The 22460-nt window shown below is 74.9% G+C and carries 18 protein-coding genes; 8 read left to right on the top strand and 10 right to left on the bottom strand.

What is annotated here, in order from left to right; translation table 11 throughout:
• From cydD to zwf, 3 genes are all read right to left on the bottom strand, one after another.
• Nucleotides 1-2320, bottom strand: a 2320-nt coding sequence (cydD, locus tag ACFQH9_RS10700; RefSeq protein ID WP_379565799.1) for a thiol reductant ABC exporter subunit CydD, incomplete at its 3' end; no start/stop codon positions are given.
• Nucleotides 2321-2333: 13 nt separating this feature from the next.
• Nucleotides 2334-3761 (bottom strand): NAD(P)/FAD-dependent oxidoreductase, encoded by a 1428-nt coding sequence (locus tag ACFQH9_RS10695; RefSeq protein WP_379565798.1) that lies wholly within the window; start codon nucleotides 3759-3761, stop codon nucleotides 2334-2336.
• A 33-nt stretch (nucleotides 3762-3794) separates the two neighbouring features.
• On the bottom strand, nucleotides 3795-5189 hold the full coding sequence (gene zwf / locus ACFQH9_RS10690; protein WP_379565797.1) for a glucose-6-phosphate dehydrogenase: 1395 nt from the start codon (nucleotides 5187-5189) through the stop codon (nucleotides 3795-3797).
• Nucleotides 5190-5453: 264 nt separating this feature from the next.
• Here zwf and ACFQH9_RS10685 point away from each other — a divergent pair, with 264 nt between their 5' ends.
• A complete protein-coding gene (locus ACFQH9_RS10685) occupies nucleotides 5454-6839 on the top strand; it encodes a cytochrome ubiquinol oxidase subunit I (RefSeq protein WP_379565796.1) in 1386 nt (461 codons plus the stop codon).
• A gap of 31 nt (nucleotides 6840-6870) precedes the next feature.
• Nucleotides 6871-7896 (top strand): cytochrome d ubiquinol oxidase subunit II, encoded by a 1026-nt coding sequence (gene cydB, locus ACFQH9_RS10680; protein ID WP_379565795.1) that lies wholly within the window; start codon nucleotides 6871-6873, stop codon nucleotides 7894-7896.
• Between the two features lie 132 nt (nucleotides 7897-8028).
• Here cydB and ACFQH9_RS10675 read toward each other — a convergent pair whose 3' ends face one another.
• On the bottom strand, nucleotides 8029-9132 hold the full coding sequence (locus ACFQH9_RS10675) for a VIT1/CCC1 transporter family protein (RefSeq protein ID WP_379565794.1): 1104 nt from the start codon (nucleotides 9130-9132) through the stop codon (nucleotides 8029-8031).
• 90 nt (nucleotides 9133-9222) lie between these two features.
• Between ACFQH9_RS10675 and ACFQH9_RS10670 the strand changes: the two genes are divergently transcribed.
• Both ACFQH9_RS10670 and ACFQH9_RS10665 read left to right on the top strand, forming a co-directional pair.
• Nucleotides 9223-10692: an APC family permease gene (locus ACFQH9_RS10670; RefSeq protein ID WP_379565793.1), complete on the top strand. Its 1470-nt coding sequence runs from the start codon at nucleotides 9223-9225 to the stop codon at nucleotides 10690-10692.
• Between the two features lie 64 nt (nucleotides 10693-10756).
• The gene (locus ACFQH9_RS10665) at nucleotides 10757-11839 is read left to right on the top strand and encodes a hypothetical protein (protein WP_379565792.1); all 1083 of its coding nucleotides are present in this window, start codon (nucleotides 10757-10759) and stop codon (nucleotides 11837-11839) included.
• On the opposite strand, the gene ACFQH9_RS10660 is transcribed toward ACFQH9_RS10665, so the two are convergent.
• Entirely contained in the window at nucleotides 11840-13291 is a 1452-nt protein-coding gene (locus tag ACFQH9_RS10660) for a glutamate synthase subunit beta (protein WP_379565791.1), read from the bottom strand.
• 154 nt (nucleotides 13292-13445) lie between these two features.
• Between ACFQH9_RS10660 and ACFQH9_RS10655 the strand changes: the two genes are divergently transcribed.
• Nucleotides 13446-14963 (top strand): flavin-containing monooxygenase, encoded by a 1518-nt coding sequence (locus tag ACFQH9_RS10655; RefSeq protein WP_379565790.1) that lies wholly within the window; start codon nucleotides 13446-13448, stop codon nucleotides 14961-14963.
• A 7-nt stretch (nucleotides 14964-14970) separates the two neighbouring features.
• Complete coding sequence (locus ACFQH9_RS10650) at nucleotides 14971-15279, top strand: Rieske (2Fe-2S) protein (protein WP_379565789.1); 309 nt, start codon at nucleotides 14971-14973, stop codon at nucleotides 15277-15279.
• Between the two features lie 27 nt (nucleotides 15280-15306).
• On the opposite strand, the gene ACFQH9_RS10645 is transcribed toward ACFQH9_RS10650, so the two are convergent.
• Nucleotides 15307-16056: an SDR family NAD(P)-dependent oxidoreductase gene (locus ACFQH9_RS10645; protein ID WP_379565788.1), complete on the bottom strand. Its 750-nt coding sequence runs from the start codon at nucleotides 16054-16056 to the stop codon at nucleotides 15307-15309.
• A 128-nt stretch (nucleotides 16057-16184) separates the two neighbouring features.
• The gene (locus tag ACFQH9_RS10640) at nucleotides 16185-17618 is read right to left on the bottom strand and encodes an amidase (RefSeq protein WP_379565787.1); all 1434 of its coding nucleotides are present in this window, start codon (nucleotides 17616-17618) and stop codon (nucleotides 16185-16187) included.
• A 131-nt stretch (nucleotides 17619-17749) separates the two neighbouring features.
• Between ACFQH9_RS10640 and ACFQH9_RS10635 the strand changes: the two genes are divergently transcribed.
• The gene (locus ACFQH9_RS10635; RefSeq protein ID WP_379565786.1) at nucleotides 17750-18715 is read left to right on the top strand and encodes a helix-turn-helix transcriptional regulator; all 966 of its coding nucleotides are present in this window, start codon (nucleotides 17750-17752) and stop codon (nucleotides 18713-18715) included.
• Between the two features lie 47 nt (nucleotides 18716-18762).
• On the opposite strand, the gene ACFQH9_RS10630 is transcribed toward ACFQH9_RS10635, so the two are convergent.
• Entirely contained in the window at nucleotides 18763-19947 is a 1185-nt protein-coding gene (locus tag ACFQH9_RS10630) for an acyl-CoA dehydrogenase family protein (RefSeq protein ID WP_379565785.1), read from the bottom strand.
• Between the two features lie 283 nt (nucleotides 19948-20230).
• On the opposite strand from ACFQH9_RS10630, the gene ACFQH9_RS10625 reads away from it, so the two are divergent.
• The gene (locus ACFQH9_RS10625) at nucleotides 20231-21058 is read left to right on the top strand and encodes a CBS domain-containing protein (RefSeq protein WP_379565784.1); all 828 of its coding nucleotides are present in this window, start codon (nucleotides 20231-20233) and stop codon (nucleotides 21056-21058) included.
• Nucleotides 21059-21078: 20 nt separating this feature from the next.
• Here the strand turns inward: ACFQH9_RS10625 and ACFQH9_RS10620 are convergent, their stop codons facing one another.
• Nucleotides 21079-21819, bottom strand: coding sequence for a DUF2182 domain-containing protein (locus tag ACFQH9_RS10620; RefSeq protein ID WP_379565783.1), 741 nt, complete (start codon nucleotides 21817-21819; stop codon nucleotides 21079-21081).
• A complete protein-coding gene (locus tag ACFQH9_RS10615) occupies nucleotides 21819-22448 on the bottom strand; it encodes a DUF1326 domain-containing protein (protein ID WP_379565782.1) in 630 nt (209 codons plus the stop codon). The genes ACFQH9_RS10620 and ACFQH9_RS10615 overlap by 1 nt, the downstream gene beginning before the upstream one ends.
• Nucleotides 22449-22460: the final 12 nt, after the last annotated feature.

Raw genomic sequence — 22460 nt, 5'->3', positions numbered from 1 at the left:
GCTCGACGACGGCCCCGGAGACCGCGGCCCGGGCCGCGGCCGTGCGCCGGGCCGAGCGCCGGGCGAGCCCGACGGTGACCGCCGGGGCGACGAGCCCCGCGCAGACCAGCCCGGCACCCAGCGCGAGCCCGGCGCCCGGGACCAGCACCGCCAGCCCGAGCACGGTGCCGAGCCCGACCACGGCCGCCGACGCCGCCGGCACCACGCCGCGGACCAGCACGTCCTGCTGGGCCTCGACGTCGCCCACCAGGCGCGCGAGCAGGTCACCGGAGCGCAGCCGCGCCGTCGTCGCGGGGCCGAGCCGGACCAGCGCGGCCCAGAGCCGCACGCGCAGCACGGCCAGCCCCCGCAACGCGGCGTCGTGCGTGGCCAGCCGCTCGACGTAGCGCAGCACACCCTTGGCCAGCCCGAACGTCCGCACCGCGACGATCGCGACCAGCAGCGTGAGCACCGGCGGTCGCAGCGCCGCGGCCGAGATGAGCCAGGCCGAGGTCGCCGTGAGCGCCACGGCGCTGCCGAGGGCCCCGCTCCCGGCGAGCACCGCGAGCACCAGCCGGGCCCGGTGCGGCCGGACGACGGCGGCGAGGTCCCGCAGGTCCCCGCGCCGCAGCGGCGGGTCCACCACCCCGGCGGCCGGTGTCGCCGCGGCGCCCACCGGCGCGGCGACGGCTGCCGGGGCCGGTTCGGGCGGCGTGGGGTCCCGCTCCGGACGGTCGGGACCGGGCAGGGCGAGGACCCGGTCGCACAGCCCGAGGACGGCGGACCGGTGGCTCACGACCACCGCGGTGCGCCCGGCCAGCGCCGCCGGGAGCGCGGCCAGCAGCGTCGCCTCGGTGTCGGCGTCGACGCCCTCGGTGGGTTCGTCGAGCAGCACGAGGGGCCGGTCCGCGAGCAGGGCCCGGCCCAGCGCGATCCGGCGCACCTGGCCGGTGGACAGCCCCTGCCCCCGCTCGTGCACGGGGGCGTCCGGCGCCAGCTCCGGCACGACCAGCGCCGCGACGGCCGCGAGCCGGTCCGGGTCCGCCCCCGGCGCGCCGAGCCGGAGGTTGTCGGCGACGGTGCCGGCCAGGAGCACCGGACGCTGCGGGACCCACGCGACCTGCCGCAGCCAGCGGTCCCGGTCGACCGTCGCGAGGTCGGTCCCGCCGACGGCGACCCTCCCCCGGTCCGGGGTCCGCCAGCCGAGCAGGAGGTCGAGCAGGGTCGACTTGCCCGCGCCGTTCGGGCCCCGGATCCCGAGCACCTCGCCGGGGGCGATCGTGACCGAGAGCCCGTCGAGGACCGGGCCGGCGCGGCCCTCGACGCGGACCTGCTCCACGCTGACCGGGACGCGGGCGGGGTCGGGCGCCGGACCGGCGCCCGCCGGTGGGTCGCGGTCCAGCACCGCGAAGGCCTCCTCTGCCGCGGCGGCCCCCTCGGCGCTGTCGTGGAAGCGCGCGGCGACGGCCCGCAGCGGCAGGTACACCTCGGGCGCCAGCACGATCACCAGCAGGCCGGTGGCCAGGTCCAGCCGGCCCTCGACGAGCCGCAGCCCCACCGACACCGCGACCAACGCCACCGACAGCGTGGCCAGCACCTCCAGGACCAGCGCGGACAGGAACGCCACGCGCAGGCCGCGCATCGTCTCGATGCGGTACCGCTCGGCCATCGCCGCGATCCGGCGCTGCTGGCGGCGGGCCCGCCCGAACGCGGTGAGCACGTCCAGCCCCGCGACGACGTCGAGGAAGTGGTGCCCGAGCCCGGCGAGCGCCCGCCACTGCCGGTCAGTCCGGTCCCGCGTGTACAACCCGATCAGCACCATGAACAGCGGGATCAGCGGCAGGGTGATGCCGACCAGGAGCGCCGACACCCAGTCCGCGGTGAGGATCCGGACGCCGACGACGAGCGGCACGACGGCCGCCACGAGCAGCTGCGGCAGGTAGCGGCCGATGTAGGCGTCGAGCGCGTCGACGCCGTGGCCCGCGACGGTGGCCAGCCGGCCGGTGCCGGGCAGCCCCGGGTGCCGGGGGCCGAGGCGCAGCACCTGGTCGAGCAGCGCGGCGCGCAGCTGCGTGGTCGCCGTCGCGGCGGCGCGCTGGGCGGCGACCTCGCCCGCCCAGCCGAGCACCGCACGCCCGGCGACGGCGGCGGCGAGCAGGCCGAGCAGCGGCGCGAGCTCGGCGAGGCCCGCCCCGCCGAGGAAGGCCCGGGCGACGACGTCGGCGAGCAGGCCCGCCTGCGCGATCACCAGCACCGCGGACAGCACCGCGATCGCGGCGCCGGCACCGACGTAGCCGCGCAGGGCGGGGACGTGCTGCAGGAGCCTCCGGTCCGGACGCATCGACGGTCGGGTGCTACCGGTCAGGACCCGCGCCCGCAGGCGACTCCCGGGGCCGATCCGCGGCGGGTGGTCCCGGGGTGGCCGCGGCGGGCGGGTCGTAGACGTCCCGGCGGGTCTCGATCTGGTGCGTGGTGAAGGCCCGCTCCCGGCGCGCCTCCCGGGCGAAGGCGACCGCCCAGGTCAGCAGGGCCCCGACCCGGTTGCGGTACCCGGTCAGGAAGGCGATGTGGATGAGCAGCCAGATCAGCCAGCCGGGCAGCCCGGCGAGCTTCACCGGGCCCGCCGAGACCACCGCGTTGCCGCGCGAGAGGTAGGCCGCCGCGCCGAGGTCGTGGTAGCGGAACGGCCGGACCCGGGTGCCCGCGAGGCGGTGCCGGATGCGGCGCCCGGCGTACAGCCCGGACTGCATGGCCACCTCGGCGACGCCCGGGAGGTCGTCGCGGCTCATCAGGTCCCCGACCACCGCGATCTCGGGGTGGCCGGGGATCGTCAGGTCCGGCTCGACCCGGATGCGCCCGGCGTGGTCGTGCTGCGCCCCGGTGGCGGCGGCGAGGGCCGCGGCGACCGGCGGTGCCTCGACCCCGGCCGCCCACAGCACGGTGCCCGCCTCCACGCGGCTGGTCCGCCCGGCGTGGTCGCGCACCTGCAGCCCGTGCTCGTCGACCTCCGTGACGATCGACCTCGTGTGCAGCTCCACGCCCAGCTCCTGCAGGGTCCGGGCCGCGCGGGCCGACAACGCCGGGCCGAAGGACGCCAGCGGCGCCGGCCCGCCGTCGAACAGGAGGACCCGCGCGTCCTCCGGGCGGATGCGGCGGAACTCGGTGCGCAGGGTGTGCGTCGCGAGCTCGCGGATCTGACCCGCGAGCTCCACACCGGTCGGCCCGGCGCCCACCACCGCGAACGTGAGCCGGCGGCGGCGCTCCTCGGGGTCGGTGGCGGTGTCGGCCAGCTCGAAGGCGCCGAACACCCGCCGCCGGATCGCCAGGGCGTCCGCCAGGGTCTTCATCCCGGGCGCCCACCGCGCGAACTCGTCGTGCCCGAAGTACGACTGCCGGACCCCCGCGGCGACGACCAGGTCGTCGTAGGGCAGCTCGAGGCGCTCCCCGCCGGGCCGCAGCGCGACGACGACCCGGGCCGCCGGGTCGACGTCGACGACGTCAGCGAGCACGCAGTCGACGTTGCGGTGCCGCTTGAGGACCTCCCGCAGCGGCGCGGCGATCTGCCCCTCCGAGAGGATCCCGGTCGCGACCTGGTAGAGCAGCGGCTGGAACAGGTGGTGCTGCGACCGGTCGACCACCGTGACGGCCACGTCGCCGCGGCGCAGGGCGCGGGCGGCGAACAGCCCGGCGAACCCGCCGCCCACGATCACGACCCGGTGGGTGGCCGGTGGCCCGTCGGCGGGTGGCAGGGGAACGGCGTCCCGGGGCTCGGGTGCGGACATCGCGCCTCCTCCGGCGTGCGCTCGAGGACCGGGTCAGACGACCGGGTCGTGCCAGGCGTCCCCGTCCGGCAGCAGGGCGTCGGCCTCCTTCGGCCCCCACGTGCCGCGCTGGTAGCCGTGCACGGGCACCGCGTCGCCGAGCACCGGGTCGACCACCCGCCACGCGGCCTCCACGGTGTCCTGCCGGGCGAAGAGCACCCGCGTGCCCGTGAGCGCGGCCCCGATGAGCCGGTCGTAGGGGCGCATGTCCGTGCCGGCGCCCTCGGTGAACACCAGGTCCTGCATCTGCACCTCGCGACCCGCGCCGGGCTTCTTGCCGGCGAGGCTCAGGCTGATCCGGGTGTCGGGCCAGATGCGGAACCGCAGGGCGTTGGTGAGGTGGCCGGTGTTCACCCCGAAGAGGTCCAGCGGCACGCCGCGGAACCGGATGCTCACCTCCGTGGCGGTGACGGGCATCGTCTTGCCCGCGCGGATGAGGACCGGCACGCCCGCCCAGCGCCAGGTCTGCACGGCGAGGCGCACGGCGACGTAGCTCTCCACGGTCGAGAGCGGGTCCACGCCCGGGACCTCCCGGTAGCCGTCGTACTGGCCGCGGACGGTGTCGACGGGGGTCAGCGGACGGATCGCGGAGACGAGCCGGGCCTTGGCGTCGAGCCAGGAGTCCTCGCCGGAGCCGTCCGGCGGGTCCGCGACCACCGTGGCGAGCACCTGAAGCATGTGGTTCTGCACGACGTCGCGGATGGCGCCGGTGCGGTCGTAGAAGTGGCCGCGGTCGGCCACGTCGAACGCCTCGGCCATCGTGATCTGGATGCTCTCCACGTGGTCGCGGTTCAGCAGCGGCTCGATCATCGAGTTGGCGAAGCGCGCGACGAGGACGTCGTTGAGCGGGTCGAGGCCCAGCCAGTGGTCCACCCGGTAGATCGCGTCCTCCGGGAAGTACCGGTGCATCGTCGCATTGAGGGCGATCGCGCTGGTCAGGTCCGTGCCGAAGGGCTTCTCCACCATCACGCGCGCGCCCTCGGCGCGGCCCGCCCCCGAGATACCCTCGGCGATCCGGGCGAAGAGCGCCGGCGGCACCTCCAGGTAGTACAGCACCCGCCGGCAGTCCGGCCCCATCTCCCGCGACATCGCCTCGTAGGTGGCGCTGTCGGCGAGGTCGCCGTCGACATAGCGCAGCAGGCCGAGCATCGTGCGCGCGGGCGCCGAGTCCGGGTCCATGCCGTTGAGGCGCAGGGACTGCGCCGCGTACTCCCGGAAGCGGTCCACGTTCCACCCGCTCTTCGCCACCCCGATCACCGGGACGGTGAGCACTCCGCGGTCCACGAGCCCGACGAGGGCGGGGAAGGTCTCCAGCTTGGCCAGGTCCCCGGTGGCACCGAAGATCACCAGGGCGTCCACGCCGTCGCCGGCTGTGGTCTCGGCTGTCATGACGTGCTCCTGTCGACGGCTCGGGCCGGGGGATCCGGTCCCGACCGTCCGCGACCTTCCTGGGCCGGGCATCACCCGGCCCAGGTGACCCGTTGCGCGGTGTACCGCGAACTGCCGTCTCTCCCCCGCGGCGGGTGAGGCGGGCGCACGGGGGCGGCACGACGGTGAGGGCTCCGCCAGCGAACCGGTAGGAGGCGGCGATGACCGAGGCCGACGACCGGGACAGCCGGTCGGACACCGACCTGTGCACGACGGGGAGCTGACGTGTCCACCGTCGACCTGGCCCGGCTCCAGTTCGCCGGCACGTCGATCTACCACTTCCTGTTCGTGCCGCTCACGATCGGGCTGGGGTTGATCACCGCGTTCCTGCAGACGCGCTGGCACCGCACCCGGGACGCCGAGTACCTGAGGCTGACCAGGTTCTTCGGCGTCCTGCTGGTCATCAACGTGGCGGTGGGCGTGGTGACCGGGCTGGTCCAGGAGTTCCAGTTCGGCATGAACTGGTCGGGCTACTCGCGGTTCGTGGGCGACGTGTTCGGGGCCCCGCTCGCGATGGAGGGCCTGGCCGCCTTCTTCCTCGAGTCCGTCTTCCTCGGACTGTGGATCTTCGGCTGGAACCGGCTGAGCCCGCGCGTGCACCTCGCGACGATCTGGATGGTGGCGCTGGGCGGGGTGCTCTCGGCCGCCTTCATCATGGCCGCGAACTCGTGGATGCAGAACCCGGTCGGCTACGCGATCAACCCGGCGAACGGCCGGGCGCAGCTCACCGACATCGGCGCCGTGCTCACCAACCCGGTCTTCCTGCGCAGCTACCTGCACGTCCTGCTCGCCTCGCTGATCACGGCGGCCGTCGTCGTGCTTGCCGTGTCGGCCTGGCACCTGCGCCGGGACCCGAAGTCGGACTTCCGGCGCTCGGCCCGCCTCGCCCTGGTGGTGCTCGCGCCCGCCACCATGGTCAACCTGCTGGTCGGCAGCGAGCTCGGGGTCACCGAGGGCGTGTACCAGCCGATGAAGATCGCGGCGGCCGAGGCGCAGTGGGAGACCTGCCAGCCGTGCTCGTTCTCGCTGTTCCAGATCGGCGGCGGCAAGAACGACCAGACCCCGACGAAGCTCATCGCGGTGCCGCACCTGCTGTCCATCCTGGCCACCAACTCGTGGGACGGCCAGGTGGTCGGCCTCAACGAGCTGCAGGCCCAGTACGAGCAGCAGTACGGGCCGGGCGACTACGTGCCCAACGTGTTCGTCCAGTACTGGTCGATGCGGGTCATGGCCTACCTCGGCAGCCTCGTGCTGCTGATCTCGCTGTGGGGCCTGTGGCGGTGGAAACGGCTGGAGTCCTCGCCGTGGTTCCTGCGGGTGGCGCTGTGGAGCCTGCCGCTGCCCTTCGTGATCAACACCGCGGGCTGGCTCCTCACCGAGAACGGCAGGCAGCCGTGGATCGTGCAGGGGCTGCAGCTGACCCGCGACGCGGTGTCGCCGTCCGTGGGCATCGCCACGATCGTGACCAGCCTGGTGATCTATCTCGTGCTCTACGCGGTGCTCGCGATCGTCGACTGGCTGCTCATGGCGCGCTACGCCCGCCGCGGGCTCGAGGTCGGGGCGGCCCCGGCCGAGGTGGAGCCGCCGCCGGTCCGCACGCCCAGCTACTGACGCCGCCCGACCACACGGAGCAGGAGGTCCGATGACGCTCGCCGAGTTCTGGTTCGCCGTGATCGTCGTGGTCTGGACCGGGTTCCTGGTCCTCGAGGGCTTCGACTTCGGCGTCGGCGCGCTGCACCGCGCGGTCGGCCGCGACGAGGCCGACCGCGACCTGGCGATCCGCACGATCGGGCCGTTCTGGGACGGCAACGAGGTGTGGCTGATCGTCGCGGTGGCGGGCACGTTCGCCGCCTTCCCGGCCTGGTACGCCACCGCCCTGTCCGCCTTCTACCCGCTCTACCTCGTGGTGCTGGTGGCGCTGATCCTGCGCGGGGTGTCCTTCGAGTTCCGGGACCACGCGCGGACCGAGCGGGCCCGGCAGGTGTGGAGCGTCGCGCTGACGGCCGGGAGCGTCGTCGCACCGCTCGGCCTGGGCATCGTGCTCGGCGGCTACCTGGGCGGGGTCCCGATCGACGCCCAGGAGGAGTTCGTCGGCGGGTTCGGCGATCTGTTCCGCCCGTACGCCGTGCTGACCGGGATCGCGGTCACCGCCGTCTGCCTGCTCCACGGCGCGGTCTTCCTGGCCCTGCGCACGACGGGCTCCGTGCACCGGCGGGCGCTGCGCCTCGCGACCGTGCTCGGCCCGCTGACGGCGGTGGTCGTCTTCGCCTGGGTCGTCTCCACCCGCGTGGACACCGGGGGCGTGCTGCTGTCGGTGGTCGAGCTCGGGACGGTGCTCGTCGCGATCGCCGCCGCGGTGCTCGTGCACCTGCGCCAGGAGGGGGCCGCCTTCGTGGCCACCGCCGCCACCGCGGCGGGGCTCGTGGTGTCCCTGTTCTCCGAGCTGTACCCGCGGGTGCTGGTGTCCAGCCTCGGGCCGGACACCGACCTCACCCTCGCCGCCACGGCCTCGTCGTCCTACGCACTGTGGGTCATGACCGTGGTCCTCGCGGTGTTCCTGCCCGTCGTCCTCGTCTACCAGGGCTGGACCTACCACGTGTTCCGGAGGCGCCTGAGCCGGACGAGCGAGCCGGACGCCCCGGCCCCGTCGGTGCCCGGGTCCGGCTGAGCCGGGACATCAGGTTCCGCTACGGAGGACCAGACACCCGACCGCGGGATCGGGGACGAGATCTTGCCCTCTCCTCGTTCGGGGCACTCGTGCGGAATCGGACACTCCGAAGGACCTCGCGCACGAGGCCGATCACCCGACCGTGGCGCCGAACAGCACGCCCAGGGCATAGGTGACCAGGGCGGCGCCACCCCCGATCGCGAGCTGTCGCAGCGCGCGGCGTAGCGGCGGCCCGCCCGAGAGCACGCCCACCACCGCCCCGGTCAGCATCAGCGCGATGCCGACGAGGACACCCGAGACCGCCACCGCGAGGCCTCCCGACAGGCCGACGAGGAACGGCAGGATCGGGACCAGAGCGCCGGAGGCGAAGAACAGGAAGCTCGACGTGGCGGCGCCGAGACTGCTGCCGACCACGTCGTGCCCCTCCGGGACCGGGTTCGTCGCGGCCACGGCGAGCGCGGGGTCGCTGCTGCGCAGCACCTCCTCGGCCCGGCTGCGGGCCTCCTCGGCCGACAGGCCGCGCGCCCGGTAGACGAGGGCGAGCTCGTTGGCGTCCACGTCGAGCTGCGGCAGGACCCGGGAGGCGTCGCTGACGTCCGGGGCCGACGCCGCCAGCAGCTCGCGCTGCGAGCGCACCGACACGTACTCCCCCGCCCCCATCGACAACGCCCCCGCGAGCAGCCCGGCGAGGCCGGTGAGCAGGACCGTCGCCCGGCTCGCCCCGCCGCCGATCACTCCGAGCACCAGCGAGAGGTTGCTGACCAGGCCGTCGTTGGCGCCGAAGACCGCGGCCCGGAAGGTGCCCGAGACCCGGGCCCGGCCGCGGACGGCCAGGCCGCGGACGACCTCCTCGTGGATCCGCTCGTCGGCCGCCATGGCGGGGGTGGCGTCGACGTCCCGGCGGTAGGTCGAACGGGTCTCCGCCCGTTGGGCGAGCGCCAGCACGAACACCGAGCCGAACCGCCGCCCCAGCCAGGCGAGCAGCCGCATCCGCAGCGAGCCGCGCCCCGCCGGCTCCGCGTCGTCGCCCAGCAGGCGCGCCCAGTGCGCGACGTGCCGCTCCTCGGCGTCGGCGAGGCCGAGGAGGATCTCCCGCTCGTCGCCGCTGCGCCGGCTGGCCAGGTCGCGGTAGACCTTGGCCTCCTCGCGCTCGTCGGCCAGCATCCGGCGCCAGCGGCGCCGGCTCGCGCGGGACGGCTGCGGGGAGGGACCGCTCGCCGCGGGGCTGTCGGGCATGGGCGACAGTCTGCGCCCGCGACCGGACCGCCGGCGCGTAACCCCCGGCCCGCTCGGGCCGAGCTTCCGGGGTCGGAAGAGGTGAGCGCCATGGTGCAGAGCTCGACCCCCGGTACCCGGCTCCGTCGCGGGCTCGGCGTGTGGGAGGCGATCGGCCTCTCCCTGGCCCTCATGGCGCCGTCGATGGCGGCCAACATCAACCCGCAGGGCACCGCGAGCTCGGTCGGCCGCGCGGTCCCGCTGGCCTTCGCCCTGGCCACGCTCGGCGTGCTGCTGGTCGCCTACACGTTCGTGCGGCTGTGCCAGCGCTTCCACCACGCGGGCAGCGTCTACGGGTTCGTCGGCGCCACCCTCGGTCCGCGCGCCGGCGTGGTCGCGGGGTGGTCGCTGCTGGGGACGTACCTCTTCTACGGCGTGGTCACGTCGACGGCGGCGGGCATCTTCGGTGCCGACGCCCTCCGGGTGACCGGGATCTGGCCCGGCCAGCCCGCGTGGGCGGGGTTCGCCCTGGCGGCGCTCGCCCTGCTCGGCGTACTGGCCCTCGCGGTCGTCCGGGTGCGCGGCGGGACGCGGGTGCTGCTGACCATCGAGGGCGTGACCGTCGCGCTGATCCTCGCGGTGTGCGTGGTGGTCCTCGTCCGGCTGGCGGGCGGGACGGCGCCGGGCGGCCACACCCTCGACGCGTCGGTGTTCACCGTGCCGCCCGGCACCGGCGTGTCGGCGCTGTTCCTCGGCGTGGTGTTCGGGTTCCTGTCCTTCGCCGGGTTCGAGGCGGCCGCGACCCTGGGCGAGGAGGCGCGCGACCCGCGCCGCAGCATCCCGCGGGCGATCCTCGGCACGGCCCTCTTCGGCGGCGCCTACTTCGTGTTCGTGACCACGGTCGAGGTGATGGGCTTCGGGACGGACGAGGCGGGGGTGGCGGCGTTCACCGCGTCGTCGTCGCTGCTCGGCGACCTCGGCGCGCAGTACGTCGCCGGCTGGGTCGGGCACCTCGTCACGATCGGCGCGGCGGTCAGCGCGTTCGGCTGCGCGCTCGCCTGCGCGGTCGGCGCGTCCCGGTTGCTGTTCGCGCTCACCCGCGACGGGGTCGGGCCGGCCGGGCTGGCCGAGGTGTCCGCGGCGCGCGGCACCCCGGTCCGGGCGACGCTCGTCGTGGTCGGGGGGATGTACCTGGAGATCGCCCTCGCGTGGTTCGTGCTCGGCGCGGCGCCGTTCACGCTGTTCCAGGCCTCGGCGACGATCGGCACGCTGATCCTGCTGGTGGTCTACGCGCTCGCCACGATCGGCGCGGCCCGGCTGCTGTTCTTCTCCGGGCGCCGGGAGGTGGCGGCCTGGGAGGTCGTGATCCCGGCGCTCGCGCTGGTCCTGCTCGGGTACACGCTCTTCCGCAACATCGTCCCGTACCCGGAGGGCGGTGCGGGAACCTACCCCGCGATCTCCGCGGCCTGGATCCTCCTCGGCGTGTTCTGGGTGCTCACCCGGCCCGGCACCGCCCGGGAGGCCGGGCGCCGGCTCACCGTGGACGACGGGCTGGGCGGCGCGATCACCCCGCCGGGATGACGCTCGCGCGCTCTCTCCCGCGGCACCATCCGCACGGCGGCCCGACCGAGGGGGAGGCACCGCGGTGCGACGACGTCTCACGGTGCTGCTCGGCCTGCTCGTCGTGCTGGGCCTCGCCGCGGCGCCCGGCTCCGCCGCGGGCTTCGGCACGATCGACGCCGGCGGCCAGAGCCGGGAGCACGAGCGCCTCACCCGGGCCGCCCTGAGCTGCGCCGGTGCCGCGGCCGATCCGGACTGCTTCCAACCGGTGACCATGGACCAGCTGGCCGGGCACGACCGCGAGTTCGGGGCCGTCGGCGCCCCGGACAGGGACGAGCTGTCCGACCCTGCCGCGCACTGCGACGACGCGGACTACCTGGCGGGCGTCTACCCGCACACCCGCGGTCAGGCCACCGCGGCACTCGTCGACTGCCTGAACCATGTGCGCATGCGGTTCGGGGAGGGCCTGGACAGCGCGCGGGGCCTGCTCGGTCCGGACGGCGAGGTGCAGCCCGCCGAGGTCGACCTGACCCGGGGTTGCCGGTCCCGCGAGCAGCGCGAGGACCGCGCCAAGTGCGCGACGCTCGACGCGTTCGGGCGCGCCCTGCACGGCGTGCAGGACTTCTACGCGCACAGCAACTGGGCCGACGAGCCCGACCCGGCCCGCCCGATCGGGGACGAGAACCCGCCGGGGCTCGGTCTGCCCGCCCCCAGCCCCCTGCTCGACCTGCGCGGCGCCGCCGCGCCCGACCCGCCCGCGGAGCTCAGCACCGGATGCTTCGTGGCCCGCGACGAGGTGCCCGGCGTCGGGGAGTGTCAGCTCCGCGTCACGCACGCCGCGCTCAACAAGGACCGCGGGCAGATCGACCCCGTCACGGGCGCGGCCACCGACCCGACGACCCCGCGCGGGAGGGTCGGGGACAACTTCGCCAAGGCGGTCGCCGGCGCCGTCACCGAGACCCGCCGCGAGTGGCGGGACTTGCGGTCCGAGCTGGTCGCCCGGTACGGCACCGACCGCGGCGGCCGCATGATCTGCGCGCTCACCCACGACGACCCCGTGAACGACTGTGCGGAAGGGAACCTCGCCGCGGCCGTCGCCGTCGTCGCCGGGCTCGCCGTCGTCGCGCTCGGGGCGGTCCTGTGGCTGCGGCGGCGCCGCCGGGGCTGATCAGGCGATCGGGCGGTCGAGCGGCTCGATCGGTCGCGGCAGCACGTCGCGCCCGGTGAGGTAGGCGTCCACCGCGGCGGCCGCGGCGCGGCCCTCGGCGATCGCCCACACGATCAGCGACTGGCCGCGGCCCATGTCCCCGGCGACGAACACGCCGTCCTCGCAGGACATGAAGTCGTCGTCCCGGGCGACCGTGCCGTGCGCGTCGAGCTCCAGGTGCAGCTGCGCGAGGAGCGCGCCCCGCTCGGCGCCGGTGAACCCCAGGGCGATCAGCGCGAGCTGGGCGGGAACCTCCGTGGTCGGCCCGGCGGGGTGGAAGTGCTTGGTCTCGTCGCGGAAGCCCTCCACGAGCGTGACCGCCCGCAGCCCGCCGTCGGCGTCCCCGTGGAACTCGACGGTGTCGACCGAGAACAGCCGCACCCCGCCCTCCTCGTGGGCGGGCGAGGTCCGCAGCACGGACGGATAGGTCGGCCAGGGCATGTCGGCGGTACGCCGCTGCGGCGGGCGGGGCCGGATGTCGACGTGCGCCACCGACCGAGCGGCCTGGCGGTGCACGGTGCCCAGGCAGTCCGTGCCGGTGTCGCCCCCGCCGATGATGACGACGTCCCTGCCCTCGGCGCTGATCGGCGACTCCGCGAGGTCGCCCTCCTGCACCCGGTCCGCCCAGGTCAGGTAGTCCATCGCGAGGTGCACCCCGGCCAGGTCGCGGCCCGGGACGGGCAGCTCGCGCGGGGCGGTGGCGCCGCAGGCCAGCACGACGGCGTCGGACCGCTCCCGCAGCCGCTCGACGCTGACGTCGACGCCCACGTCCACCCCGGCCCGGAAGGCGGTGCCCTCGGCGAGCATCTGCGCCAGCCGCCGGTCCAGCCGGCGCTTCTCCATCTTGAACGCGGGGATTCCGTACCGGAGGAGGCCGCCGATCCGGTCCGCGCGCTCGCAGACCAGGACCTCGTGCCCCGCGCGCGTCAGCTGCTGGGCGGCGGCCAGCCCGGCCGGCCCGGATCCGACGACCGTGACCGTGCGTCCCGTCCGCCGCGCCGGCGGGAGCGGCCGCACCCATCCCTGCTCCCACGCGTGGTCGACGATCTGCAGCTCGACCTGCTTGATCGTCACCGCGTCGGCGTTGATCGCCAGCACGCACGACTCCTCGCAGGGCGCCGGGCAGAGCACGCCGGTGAACTCGGGGAAGTTGTTCGTGGCGTGCAGCCGCTCGCTCGCCTCGCGCCAGCGGCCCCGGTGGACCAGGTCGTTCCACTCGGGGATGAGGTTGCCCAGCGGGCAGCCCGCGTGGCAGAACGGGACCCCGCAGTCCATGCAGCGGCCGGCCTGCTCCCGCAGCGCGGCATCCGGCAGCGGCTCGTACACCTCGCGCCAGTCGCGCAGCCGCACGTCCACCGGGCGTCGCGGAGTGGGCCGGCGTTCGGTCTTCAGAAAACCCCAGGGGTCACCCACGGCGGGCCTCCCGTCGGTGTGGTCCACGGAGGGTGCACCCCCGGGCCGCCGGTGACAACGCCCTAGTTTCACGGCCCCGTTCGGCGGGCATCGCGCCCCGGAATCCGCATTAGCATGAGGTGGATCACATCCCCGCGCACCGGAGGTCGAGCCGATGACGTCTGCACCCACGAGCGCTCCCCGGAACAGCACCGCCTCGTCCGTCCAGGACGCCGGCCACGTCGACGTCCTGATCGTCGGCGCCGGCGTCTCCGGGATCGGCGCCGCCCACCACCTGCAGGAACACTTCCCCGACCGGACCTTCGTCCTCCTCGACGCGCAGGAGGCCCGCGGCGGCACGTGGTGGACCCACCGGTACCCGGGCGTGCGCTCCGACAGCGACCTGTTCACCTACGGCTACCGGTTCAAGCCGTGGCGGGGCCCCTCCATCGCCGCGGGCGGGGAGATCCTCGAGTACCTCGACGAGGTCATCGAGGAGGACGGGCTCGAGCCGCACATCCGCTACCGGCACCGGGTCACCTCGGCGAGCTGGTCCGGCGAGGAGCGGCGGTGGACTGTCGAGGTCACCCGGACCGACACCGACGAGCGGCTGCGCCTCACCACCGACTTCCTCTGGATGTGCCAGGGCTACTACAACCACGAGCAGCCCTACCAGCCACGGTGGGAGGGCATGGACCGCTTCCGCGGCACGGTCGTGCACCCGCAGGACTGGCCCGAGGACCTCGACTACACCGGCAAGCGCGTCGTCGTCATCGGGTCGGGCTCGACCGCCTCGACGCTGATCCCGGCGATCGCGCAGAAGGCGGCGCACGTGACGATGCTGCAGCGCTCGCCCTCGTACTACTTCGCCCCGCCGGTGACCCACGAGCTCGCCGTGCAGCTCCGCGCGCTGGACATCCCGGAGGACTGGATCCACGAGATCATGCGCCGCCAGTACATGTCGCAGTTCAACTGGCTGGCCCGGGCGTCGCTGGAGACGCCCGAGGAGGTGCACACCTTCCTCATGGACTCGCTGCGCCCCCTGCTGCCGGAGGACTTCGACATCGAGAAGCACCTCACCCCGCGCTACCGCCCGTGGCAGCAGCGCATCGCGATCACACCGGACGGCGACTTCTTCGCCGCCCTGCGCGAGGGGAAGGCGTCGATCGTCACCGACACGATCGAGGCGTTCACGGAGACGGGCATCCGGGTCTCCTCGGGCGAGGAGATCGAGGCCGACGTCGTGGTCACCGCCACCGGCTTCAACCTGTCGGCCTTCGGCGACGTCGCGTTCACGGTCGACGGCGAGGCCGTCGACTTCACGGACCGGATCACCTGGCGCGGCGTGATGATCAGCGGCGTGCCGAACATGGCCTACATGTTCGGTTACTTCCGGCACAGCTGGACCTTGCGCGTCGACCTCGTCGCCGATCTCGTCATGCGGATCCTCGAGCGCATGCAGGACCGGGGCGACACCGTGGTGGTCCCCACGCTGCGCCCGGAGGACGCCGACATGGAGATCCGGCCGTGGTCGGACCCGGAGAACTTCAACAGCGGCTACGTCCTGCGCTCCCAGCACGTCCTGTTCAAGCAGGGCGACCGCGAGCCGTGGACGCACATGCTCGAGCACGAGGAGGAACAGGAGCTCCTGCCGAAGGCCGACCTCGACGACGGCAGCCTCGTCTACCGCTGACCCTGGCATGTCCGAAGCGGTGACGACCACGGACCGGGTGCCCGTCGGGGGCGGGACGGTCCTGGTGGACCGCGGCGTGGTGGTGACCCAGCCCGTCGAGGGCACCTTCCTCGCGTTCTCGGCGACGTGCCCGCACCGTGGCTGCACGGTGCGGGCCGTCGCCGCGGGCACGGTCAACTGCTTCTGCCACGGGAGCCGGTTCCGCATCGCGGACGGGGCCGTCGTGGGCGGGCCGGCGGAGGAGCCGCTCCGCCGGCTCCCGGTCGTGGTGGTCGGCGACGAGATCAGGGTGGGCGACGAGCACCGGCCGGACTGAGCCTCACTGAGCCTCGTCGCCACGGCGTCAGCCGCTCGGCGCGGGAAGGACGGGGGGCTCGCCGCGGGCCACACCGGCGATCTGGTCCACCACGGCGGAGCGCCACTCCGGCGGGACCACGGCGAACACCCCGTCGTCGACCGCCCGGAGGGCCTCCCGGGCGACGTCGGCGGGGTCCGCGCCCACCGGCGACATCCCGGTCGCGACCAACGCCGGACAGATCATGCTGATCCCGACCGGCGTGCCCTCGAGCGCCATCGCCGCGTGCGCGACGAGCGCGGCGACCGCGTGCTTCGACGGCCCGTACGCCCCGCCGCCGGGGAGCACCGCCATCCCGGCGAGGGACGCGGTGACGAGCACGTGTGCGGGTTCGGCCGCGGCGAGCAGCCGCGGGACGAAGGCCCGCAGGCCGTTGACCACACCCGAGACGTTCACCGCGAAGACGCGGTCCCACTCGGCGGCCGGCACCTCCCACGGTGCCCCGACCGACGGCCCGACGATCCCGGCGTTCAGGCAGACGAACCGGGCTCCCGACGAGCGCCCCGCGAGCCACTCCACGGCCTCCGGGTCGGACACGTCCACGACCTCCGCGGTGCCGCCGAGCCGCGCGGCCACGTCCCGCACCGCGGGGTCGACGTCCACGAGCACCAGCGCGGCGCCGCGCCCGTGCAGCTCCTCGGCCAGCGCGCGACCGATCCCGCGCGCCGCCCCGGTGACCACGGCCGTGAACGGCCGGTCACCGCTCCACGCGTGCGTGGTCCCACCCCCGCTCGCCACGCCGCCCAGGCTAGGGGACCTGCCGGAACGGCGTGAGAGCCCGGCGCGACGGGGAGTGGGACACCAGGGCTGTCGGAGGCGCGGAGAACAGCCCTGATGTCCCACTCGCCGGCAGCGCGAAACCCCGGTCAGCCGACGATGGTCGTGGGCCGGTGACCGTCCCACGGCAGGGCCCGCTCCAGGTCGGCGGCGACCGCGACCAGCGTTCCCTCGGCGGCGTACGGGGCGATCAGCTGCACGCCGATCGGCCAGCCCTCCTCGGTGCGGCCGAGCGGGAGGGAGATCGCCGGGTTGCCGGTGACGTTGGACAGGGCGGTGAACCCGGCCGTCGAGAAGATGCGGTCGTACCAGCCTCGGGCGTCCAGCGACCGGTCGTCCGCGTCGAGGTGGCCGAGCGGCGTGTTGGGCACGTTCATGGTCGGGGTGAGGATCAGGTCGAACCGCTGGTGGAAGGCCGCGACCGCACGCGTGGTCGCGTTGAACACCCGGTCGGCGGCGAAGAGGTCCGACGCGCGCAGGCTTCGCCCGTGCTCGGCGCACGCGAGGGTGGTGGCCTCGAGGTGCTCGGGTCCGGGGCGGACGCCGAGCGCCGCGGCCAAGGTGTCCACCCCGTCGGCGAGGAAGCTCGTCCACGCCACGAGGTTGGCGTCGTCGAAGGCGGCGGCGTCGAGCGCGGGTGCGGCGGGCTCGACGGTGTGGCCCAGCTCCTCCAGCGTCCGACCCGCGGCCTCCGTCGCCGCCGCACATCGGGGATCCACACCGCCCTCGCCGGAGAACGGGGTGGTGTGCAGGGCGATCCGCAGTGGTTGGCTGCCGGTGCGGACCTCCTCGGTGTAGGGCCGGACCGGGTCCGGGAGCAGGTACCGGTCACCCGGCTCGTGCCCGTGCACGGCGTCGAGCAGGCCCGCGCAGTCCCGCACCGTCCGCGTCACCGCGAACTCGACGCCGAGGCCGAGCAGCGGATCGGCGTAGTCCGGTCCTGGGGAGGTCCGCCCGCGGCTCGGCTTCAGCCCCACCAGCCCGCACGCCGCCGCGGGGATGCGGATGGATCCGCCGCCGTCGTTCGCATGAGCCAGGGGCAGCGCCCGCGCGGCGACCAGGGCCGCGGAGCCGCCGCTGGACCCGCCCGAGCTCCGGCCGAGGTCCCACGGGTTGCGCACCGGGCCGGTCGCGACGGGCTCGGTGCTGGCGTTGAAGCCGAGCTCGGGCGTCGCCGTGACACCGAGGGTGGCGAGGCCGGCGCGCCGGAAGCGCGCCATGAGGTGGGTGTCCGACGGCATCGGGACGCCCGCGCCGAGGAGTCGGCTGCCGGCGCGCTGCGGAACACCCGCGGCATGCACGATGAGGTCCTTGACGGCGAACGGGACACCGGCGAACGGTCCGCCCCGGTCGTGGTCGAGCGGCGTGCCGAAGCGCTCGCCGACCAGTGCGTTCAGGTCGGGCTGCACGGCGTCGAGTGCGTCGGCGGCGGCGGCCTGCACCTCCTCGGCCGTGACCTCGCCGGAGCGGATCAGGGCGGCGAGCGCGGTCGCGTCGAGGTCGGCGTACTCGTCGGGCTTCATGGACTGCCTCCGTGGGTCGGGGAGGCAGGACGGTAGGGGCGGGCACGGCACCGCGCATCGGTCGGTCGACGGATCCGCCCGACCCCGTCGTTCCTGGTCCACGACCTCCCGGCCGCGGTAGCGTGCGCCGTGTGACCGCCCTCACCGCCGCCCGGGAGCTGCGGTCCTTCCTCCGCCGCCACGGCAGTCGCACGCCCGGCGCCGCGGCCGCCGCCCTCGAGGGCCTGCGGCCGGTCCTGCCGGCCGACTGCGTGGCGCTCTCCCCCTGGGACCCCGCGGCACGCCGGCACCGCACCCTGGCCTCGTCGTACCCGGCCGCCGTGACCGATCTGCTCGACGGGCGCATGCACGCCGATCCGCTGTTCACCCTCGTCCGCGAGGAGCGCGTGCCCGTCCGGGTCCGGGACCTGGCCCCGCGCCGGCGCCGCGGCGAGATCTTCGACCGGGTCATCACCCCGTTCGGCTTCCGGGACGGCGTCACGCAGTGTCTGTTCGCCGCCGACGGCCGCTACGTCGGCATGCTGAACGCGAGCACGCTCGACGCGCGTCACCCCGACGACGACACCGTCGCCCTGCTCGACCTGCTCGGGCCCGAGCTCGCGGCCGCGCTGGACCCGGTCCCCCCGCCCCGGTCCCCCACCGGGCCGCTCGTCGCGGGGGAGGCCGACGGGTTCGTCGTCGGGGCGCACGGGGAGATCACCCCGCTCTCGCCGGGGCCGCGCCCGGACCTCCTCGTCCCGCCGTCGCCGCTGTCAGGCGTCGTGGAGCAGGTGCGCGCGGGAAGCCTGCCGGCGGTACGGGCCCTGCACCTCGTCCGGGACGACGCGGTGATCGCCGTCGAGCTGTACGCCGCCCCGTCCGGCGTGGTCCTGCTCCACCGCGAGGTGCCGCCCCCGGCCGGGCTCACCCCGCGTGAGCTGCACGTCCTCGACGGGATCGCGCAGGGGCTGAGCAACGCGGAGATCGCCTCCACCCACGGGATCGGCAGCCGTACCGTCGCGACCCACGTCGAGCACATCCTCGCCAAGACGGGGTGCCGCAACCGCGTCGAGGCCGCGCGACTGGCGTCGCGTTGGGGCCTGCTCGTCGGGACCTGAGCGCCGGGCCCCGGCACGTCGGCGAGCCAGGCGCCCCCGGCCCTTCGTCAGAAGGCGAACAGGGGCCACTCGGGCGGGACCCCGAGCATCAGCTGGCCGACCGACTGGTAGCGGTTCGCGGAGACGAAAGCGTGCTGGGTGATGGTGTGGACGTCCCGGAAGTGCGCCGCGAACGGGCGGGAGTTGCGGATGGCCGACGTGCCCGCGGCCTCGTGCACGAGCCGCACGGCGGTGGCGGCGGCCTCGACCCCGTGAGTGGCCGCCAGTTGGATGGACCGGCGGTGGTCGGTGTCGAAGGGGCGCCCGGCCTCGCAGGCCGAATAGCCCTCGGCGAGCACCTCGCGCAGGTAGGCACGCGCCGCACACCGCAGCCCGTCGGCCCTGCCGATCGCGATCTGGGCCTGGGGGCGCTCCCGCAACGGGATCCCGGTGAAGGCCGGTGTCTTCACCGCGGCCAGGTCCACCAACTCCGAGATCGCGGCGCGGGCGATTCCGACTGCGACCGCCGCCATCACTCCCGCGGTCTGCCAGAACACCATCCGGTACAGCGGCCCCTGGAACGCCGGGCCGGGCGGGGTCTCGCCGAAGGGCATCAACAGTGCTGCGCGCCGCTCCGGCACCAGGACGTCGTCGAGCACGACGTCGTGGCTCCCGGTCCCCCGCATGCCCAGCACGTCCCAGTTGTCGAGGATCCGCCCGTCGGCCCGCGAGACGAACACGAGCACCTCGACGGGCTCTCCCTCCTCCGTGGTGCGGGGCGCACCGTCGTCGGTCACGATCGCGGCGAAGCCCATCCACTCGGCGGCATGGCACGCGCTGACGAACGGGGCCCGGCCGGATACGCGGTAGCCGCCGTCCGCGGGCACGGCCGTGAGCGGCGGGAAGAGCGTGCCCGCCAGGCGGGCGCCGGGATCGGCGAACATCTCGCGGGCGCCCTCCTCGGGCAGCCACATCGTGAAGATGCTCGGACTCACGGACATGTACAGGTTCCACGCCGCGGCGGCGTCGACCCGGGCGATCTCCTCGATCAGGTCGAACGCGCTCACCGGGTCGATCTCGTACCCGCCGAGCGAGCGGGGGACCCACATGCGGTAGAGCCCCACCTCCCGCATGGCCTGCACGGACGCGTCCGGGAGCCGGCACTCCCGGTCGCCGAGCGACGCGTTCTCCCGGAGCACGGGAGCGATCTTCTCCACACCCTGGCGCAGGGCCTCGACGTCGGTGACGGACATGCCGGCACCTCCCCGGATCGGCGCGGCCCGCGGACGCCCCTCGCCCCGGGTACCGGCGGGTGGACCGCGACAGGACCCGCCGACCTGCCGAGCGGGACGGCCAGGGTCCTGCGCCTCCCGGGCCCCGTCAACCGCCGTCCGGCCGCGGGACCTGCCAGGAATCTCCTGACACGTAGCTTGTGCCTGGCAGGTGCTGCAGTTCCGGATCGAGCTGGCGGCGCGTGACCGGCCGCCCGTCGTCGTGGATCGTGCCGGGCCGCGCGGAACCATTAGGGTCGGACGGATGCCCGTCCGCGTGCGCGACGTCATGACCCGGCGGCTCGTCACCGTGCAGGCCGAGGACCCCGTGGACCTGGCGGCGCAGCGGATGCTCCGGGCCGGGTTCAGCGCGTTGCCGGTGGTCCGGGGCGTGGACCGGCTGGTCGGGATCGTCAGCCTGGTCGACGTGCTGCGGCATCGCGAGGACGGCGCGGACCCGACCGCCACGGTGGGCTCGATCATGACCCGGGACGTGCTGACGATGTCGCCCGCCACGAGCGCCGCCGTGGTCGCGCACCGGCTGCGGACCTACGGCGAGCTGCGGGTGATGCCGATCGTGGAGCGGGGGCTGCTGGTCGGCGTGGTCACCCGCAGCGACCTGCTCCGCGGGCCGCGTGCGAAGCCGGGACTGCTGACCCGGCTGTTCGGCCGGACCGTGCTGCCCGATCCCGTCCCCCCGCGCCTGCCGCGGGCGCGGCGGCCGGACGCCCGGACGGTCGGCGAGGTGATGACCGACCGCGACCTGGTCGTCGTCCGGCCCACCACGCCGTGTTCACGCGCGGTCGAGGTGCTCCTGACCCGGCGGTTCAGCCTGCTGCCCGTGGTCGAGGAGGACGGCTCGCTGGTCGGCGTGGTGAGCGAGGCCGATCTCCTGCGGGACCCGCTCGACGGCAGCCGCGGCGGGCCCCCGCGGACGGTCGGCGCCGCGATGACCCGCTCCCCCACCGTCGTCCGGCCGGACACCCCGCTCGCCGAGGCCCGGCACCTGGTCGTCGACCGGGGCTTCCGGGTCCTGCCGGTGACCGAGCGCCGCCGGCTCGTCGGGGTGCTCAGCCGCAGCGACCTCGTCTGAGCGACCGCCGTCGGGTCGCGTCACCCCGGTCGCGCCACCCCGGCGATCAGCAGCGCCCCGCCGAGGACGAGCAGGCCGGTGCCGATCACCGGCACCAGCCGGGGCCCCTGCCGGCTGGTCTTCTCCAGCACCATCACCGCGGTCAGGCCGAGCATCCACAACAGGTTCGCCGCGCCGGTCACCACCATGACCAGCATCAGCGCCCAGCAGCAGCCCACGCAGGACACGCCGTGCCGCACGCCGAGCCGGGCGGCGCCGGCCGGGCCCCGCCGGTACTCGCGGCGCAGGACGGTGGCCGGGCTGCGGCAGGCGCGCAGGCACGCCTCCTTGAGCCGGCTGAACTGGAACGCCCCCGCGAGCAGCATGGCCAGCCCGAGCGGGACCTCGGGCCGGGCGGCGAGCCACGGGACCGCGCCGGCGGCCGCGGCGACGCCCAGCGCGACCAGGAAGGCCAGGGCCGCGATGGCCGTCCACACCGCGAGATAGCCGGCGACCAGCGCCGTCAGGGCCCCGCCCGGTCGCGGCGCCCGGGCCCGGACGTGGGCGAACAGCCGGACCAGCGGCACGACGGTCGGCAGCATCATCGCGCCGACCATCACCGGCCAGGCCAGCAGGAAGGGACCGAGCCGGGGCGCCGCGGGACCGTGCTGGTGACCGCCCGCGAGCACGAGCCAGCCACTGAGCAGCCAGCACGCACCCGCGGCCGCCCACAGCCCGATCGCCGGGTCGCGGAGCCGGGTCCGGACCGCGACCGCCGGCATCAGCCCGTGAACCGGAAGTGGCCCTGCACGGAGTTGTAGCCGGAGATGTCGATGTCCGGCCGGCCGAGCTTCTTCCCGCTGCGGCGGTACACCGACGCGGTGCCCGGATAGGCGGGCGAGCCCGGGATGGTGGAGAACACCGAGTCGGACAGGGTGGTCGGCTGCCCGGTCGCGCCCACCAGCTGCTGGAACTCGGCCTCCACGACGTCGCCGATCTTGAGCGTGCCCTTGCCCTCCTGCACCGTCGCGGCGAAGGGTGCCCGCTCCACGCCGACGACCTCGCCGATCAGGGCGGCGAGGTCCGCGATCGGCCCGCCCAGCCCGCCGGTGAAGACGTCGAGCAGCGCCTTCTCCTGCTCCTCGGAGCACCGGTCGTCGACGTAGACCATCGCGGTCCAGTTCCCGGCCAGGACGTTGCCGGGGATGTAGGCGAGCAGCGCGAGGCCGCGGTCGGACACGTCGACCCCCTGCACGGTGCCGCGGTCCACGTACCAGACCACGGAGCCGTCGCACACGCCGCCGTCCGGATCGAGGCCCACCCAGCAGGGGCAGACCGCCTTGCAGGTACAGACCTCGAGGAGGCGCCCCTCGACCACGTAGGTGCCGCTCTCTGTGTCGGTTGCCGTCATGTCGTCCCCCTC

This window comes from Pseudonocardia lutea (assembly GCF_042658055.1).
GTDB classification, from domain to species: domain Bacteria; phylum Actinomycetota; class Actinomycetes; order Mycobacteriales; family Pseudonocardiaceae; genus Pseudonocardia; species Pseudonocardia lutea.
The sequence above is the reverse complement of the archived record's forward strand: the minus strand, read 5'-3'. Positions and strand labels throughout refer to the sequence as shown.

Excerpts from the sequence above, each read along its gene's own strand:
- ACFQH9_RS10695 (WP_379565798.1), bottom strand. The coding sequence starts at position 3,761 with ATGTCCGCACCCGAGCCCCGGGACGCCGTTCCCCTGCCACCCGCCGAC.
- cydB (WP_379565795.1), top strand. The coding sequence starts at position 6,871 with ATGACGCTCGCCGAGTTCTGGTTCGCCGTGATCGTCGTGGTCTGGACC.
- ACFQH9_RS10650 (WP_379565789.1), top strand. The coding sequence starts at position 14,971 with ATGTCCGAAGCGGTGACGACCACGGACCGGGTGCCCGTCGGGGGCGGG.
- ACFQH9_RS10630 (WP_379565785.1), bottom strand. The coding sequence starts at position 19,947 with ATGTCCGTCACCGACGTCGAGGCCCTGCGCCAGGGTGTGGAGAAGATC.
- ACFQH9_RS10670 (WP_379565793.1), top strand. The coding sequence starts at position 9,223 with ATGGTGCAGAGCTCGACCCCCGGTACCCGGCTCCGTCGCGGGCTCGGC.
- zwf (WP_379565797.1), bottom strand. The coding sequence starts at position 5,189 with ATGACAGCCGAGACCACAGCCGGCGACGGCGTGGACGCCCTGGTGATC.
- ACFQH9_RS10625 (WP_379565784.1), top strand. The coding sequence starts at position 20,231 with ATGCCCGTCCGCGTGCGCGACGTCATGACCCGGCGGCTCGTCACCGTG.
- ACFQH9_RS10655 (WP_379565790.1), top strand. The coding sequence starts at position 13,446 with ATGACGTCTGCACCCACGAGCGCTCCCCGGAACAGCACCGCCTCGTCC.
- ACFQH9_RS10675 (WP_379565794.1), bottom strand. The coding sequence starts at position 9,132 with ATGCCCGACAGCCCCGCGGCGAGCGGTCCCTCCCCGCAGCCGTCCCGC.
- ACFQH9_RS10615 (WP_379565782.1), bottom strand. The coding sequence starts at position 22,448 with ATGACGGCAACCGACACAGAGAGCGGCACCTACGTGGTCGAGGGGCGC.
- ACFQH9_RS10620 (WP_379565783.1), bottom strand. The coding sequence starts at position 21,819 with ATGCCGGCGGTCGCGGTCCGGACCCGGCTCCGCGACCCGGCGATCGGG.
- ACFQH9_RS10640 (WP_379565787.1), bottom strand. The coding sequence starts at position 17,618 with ATGAAGCCCGACGAGTACGCCGACCTCGACGCGACCGCGCTCGCCGCC.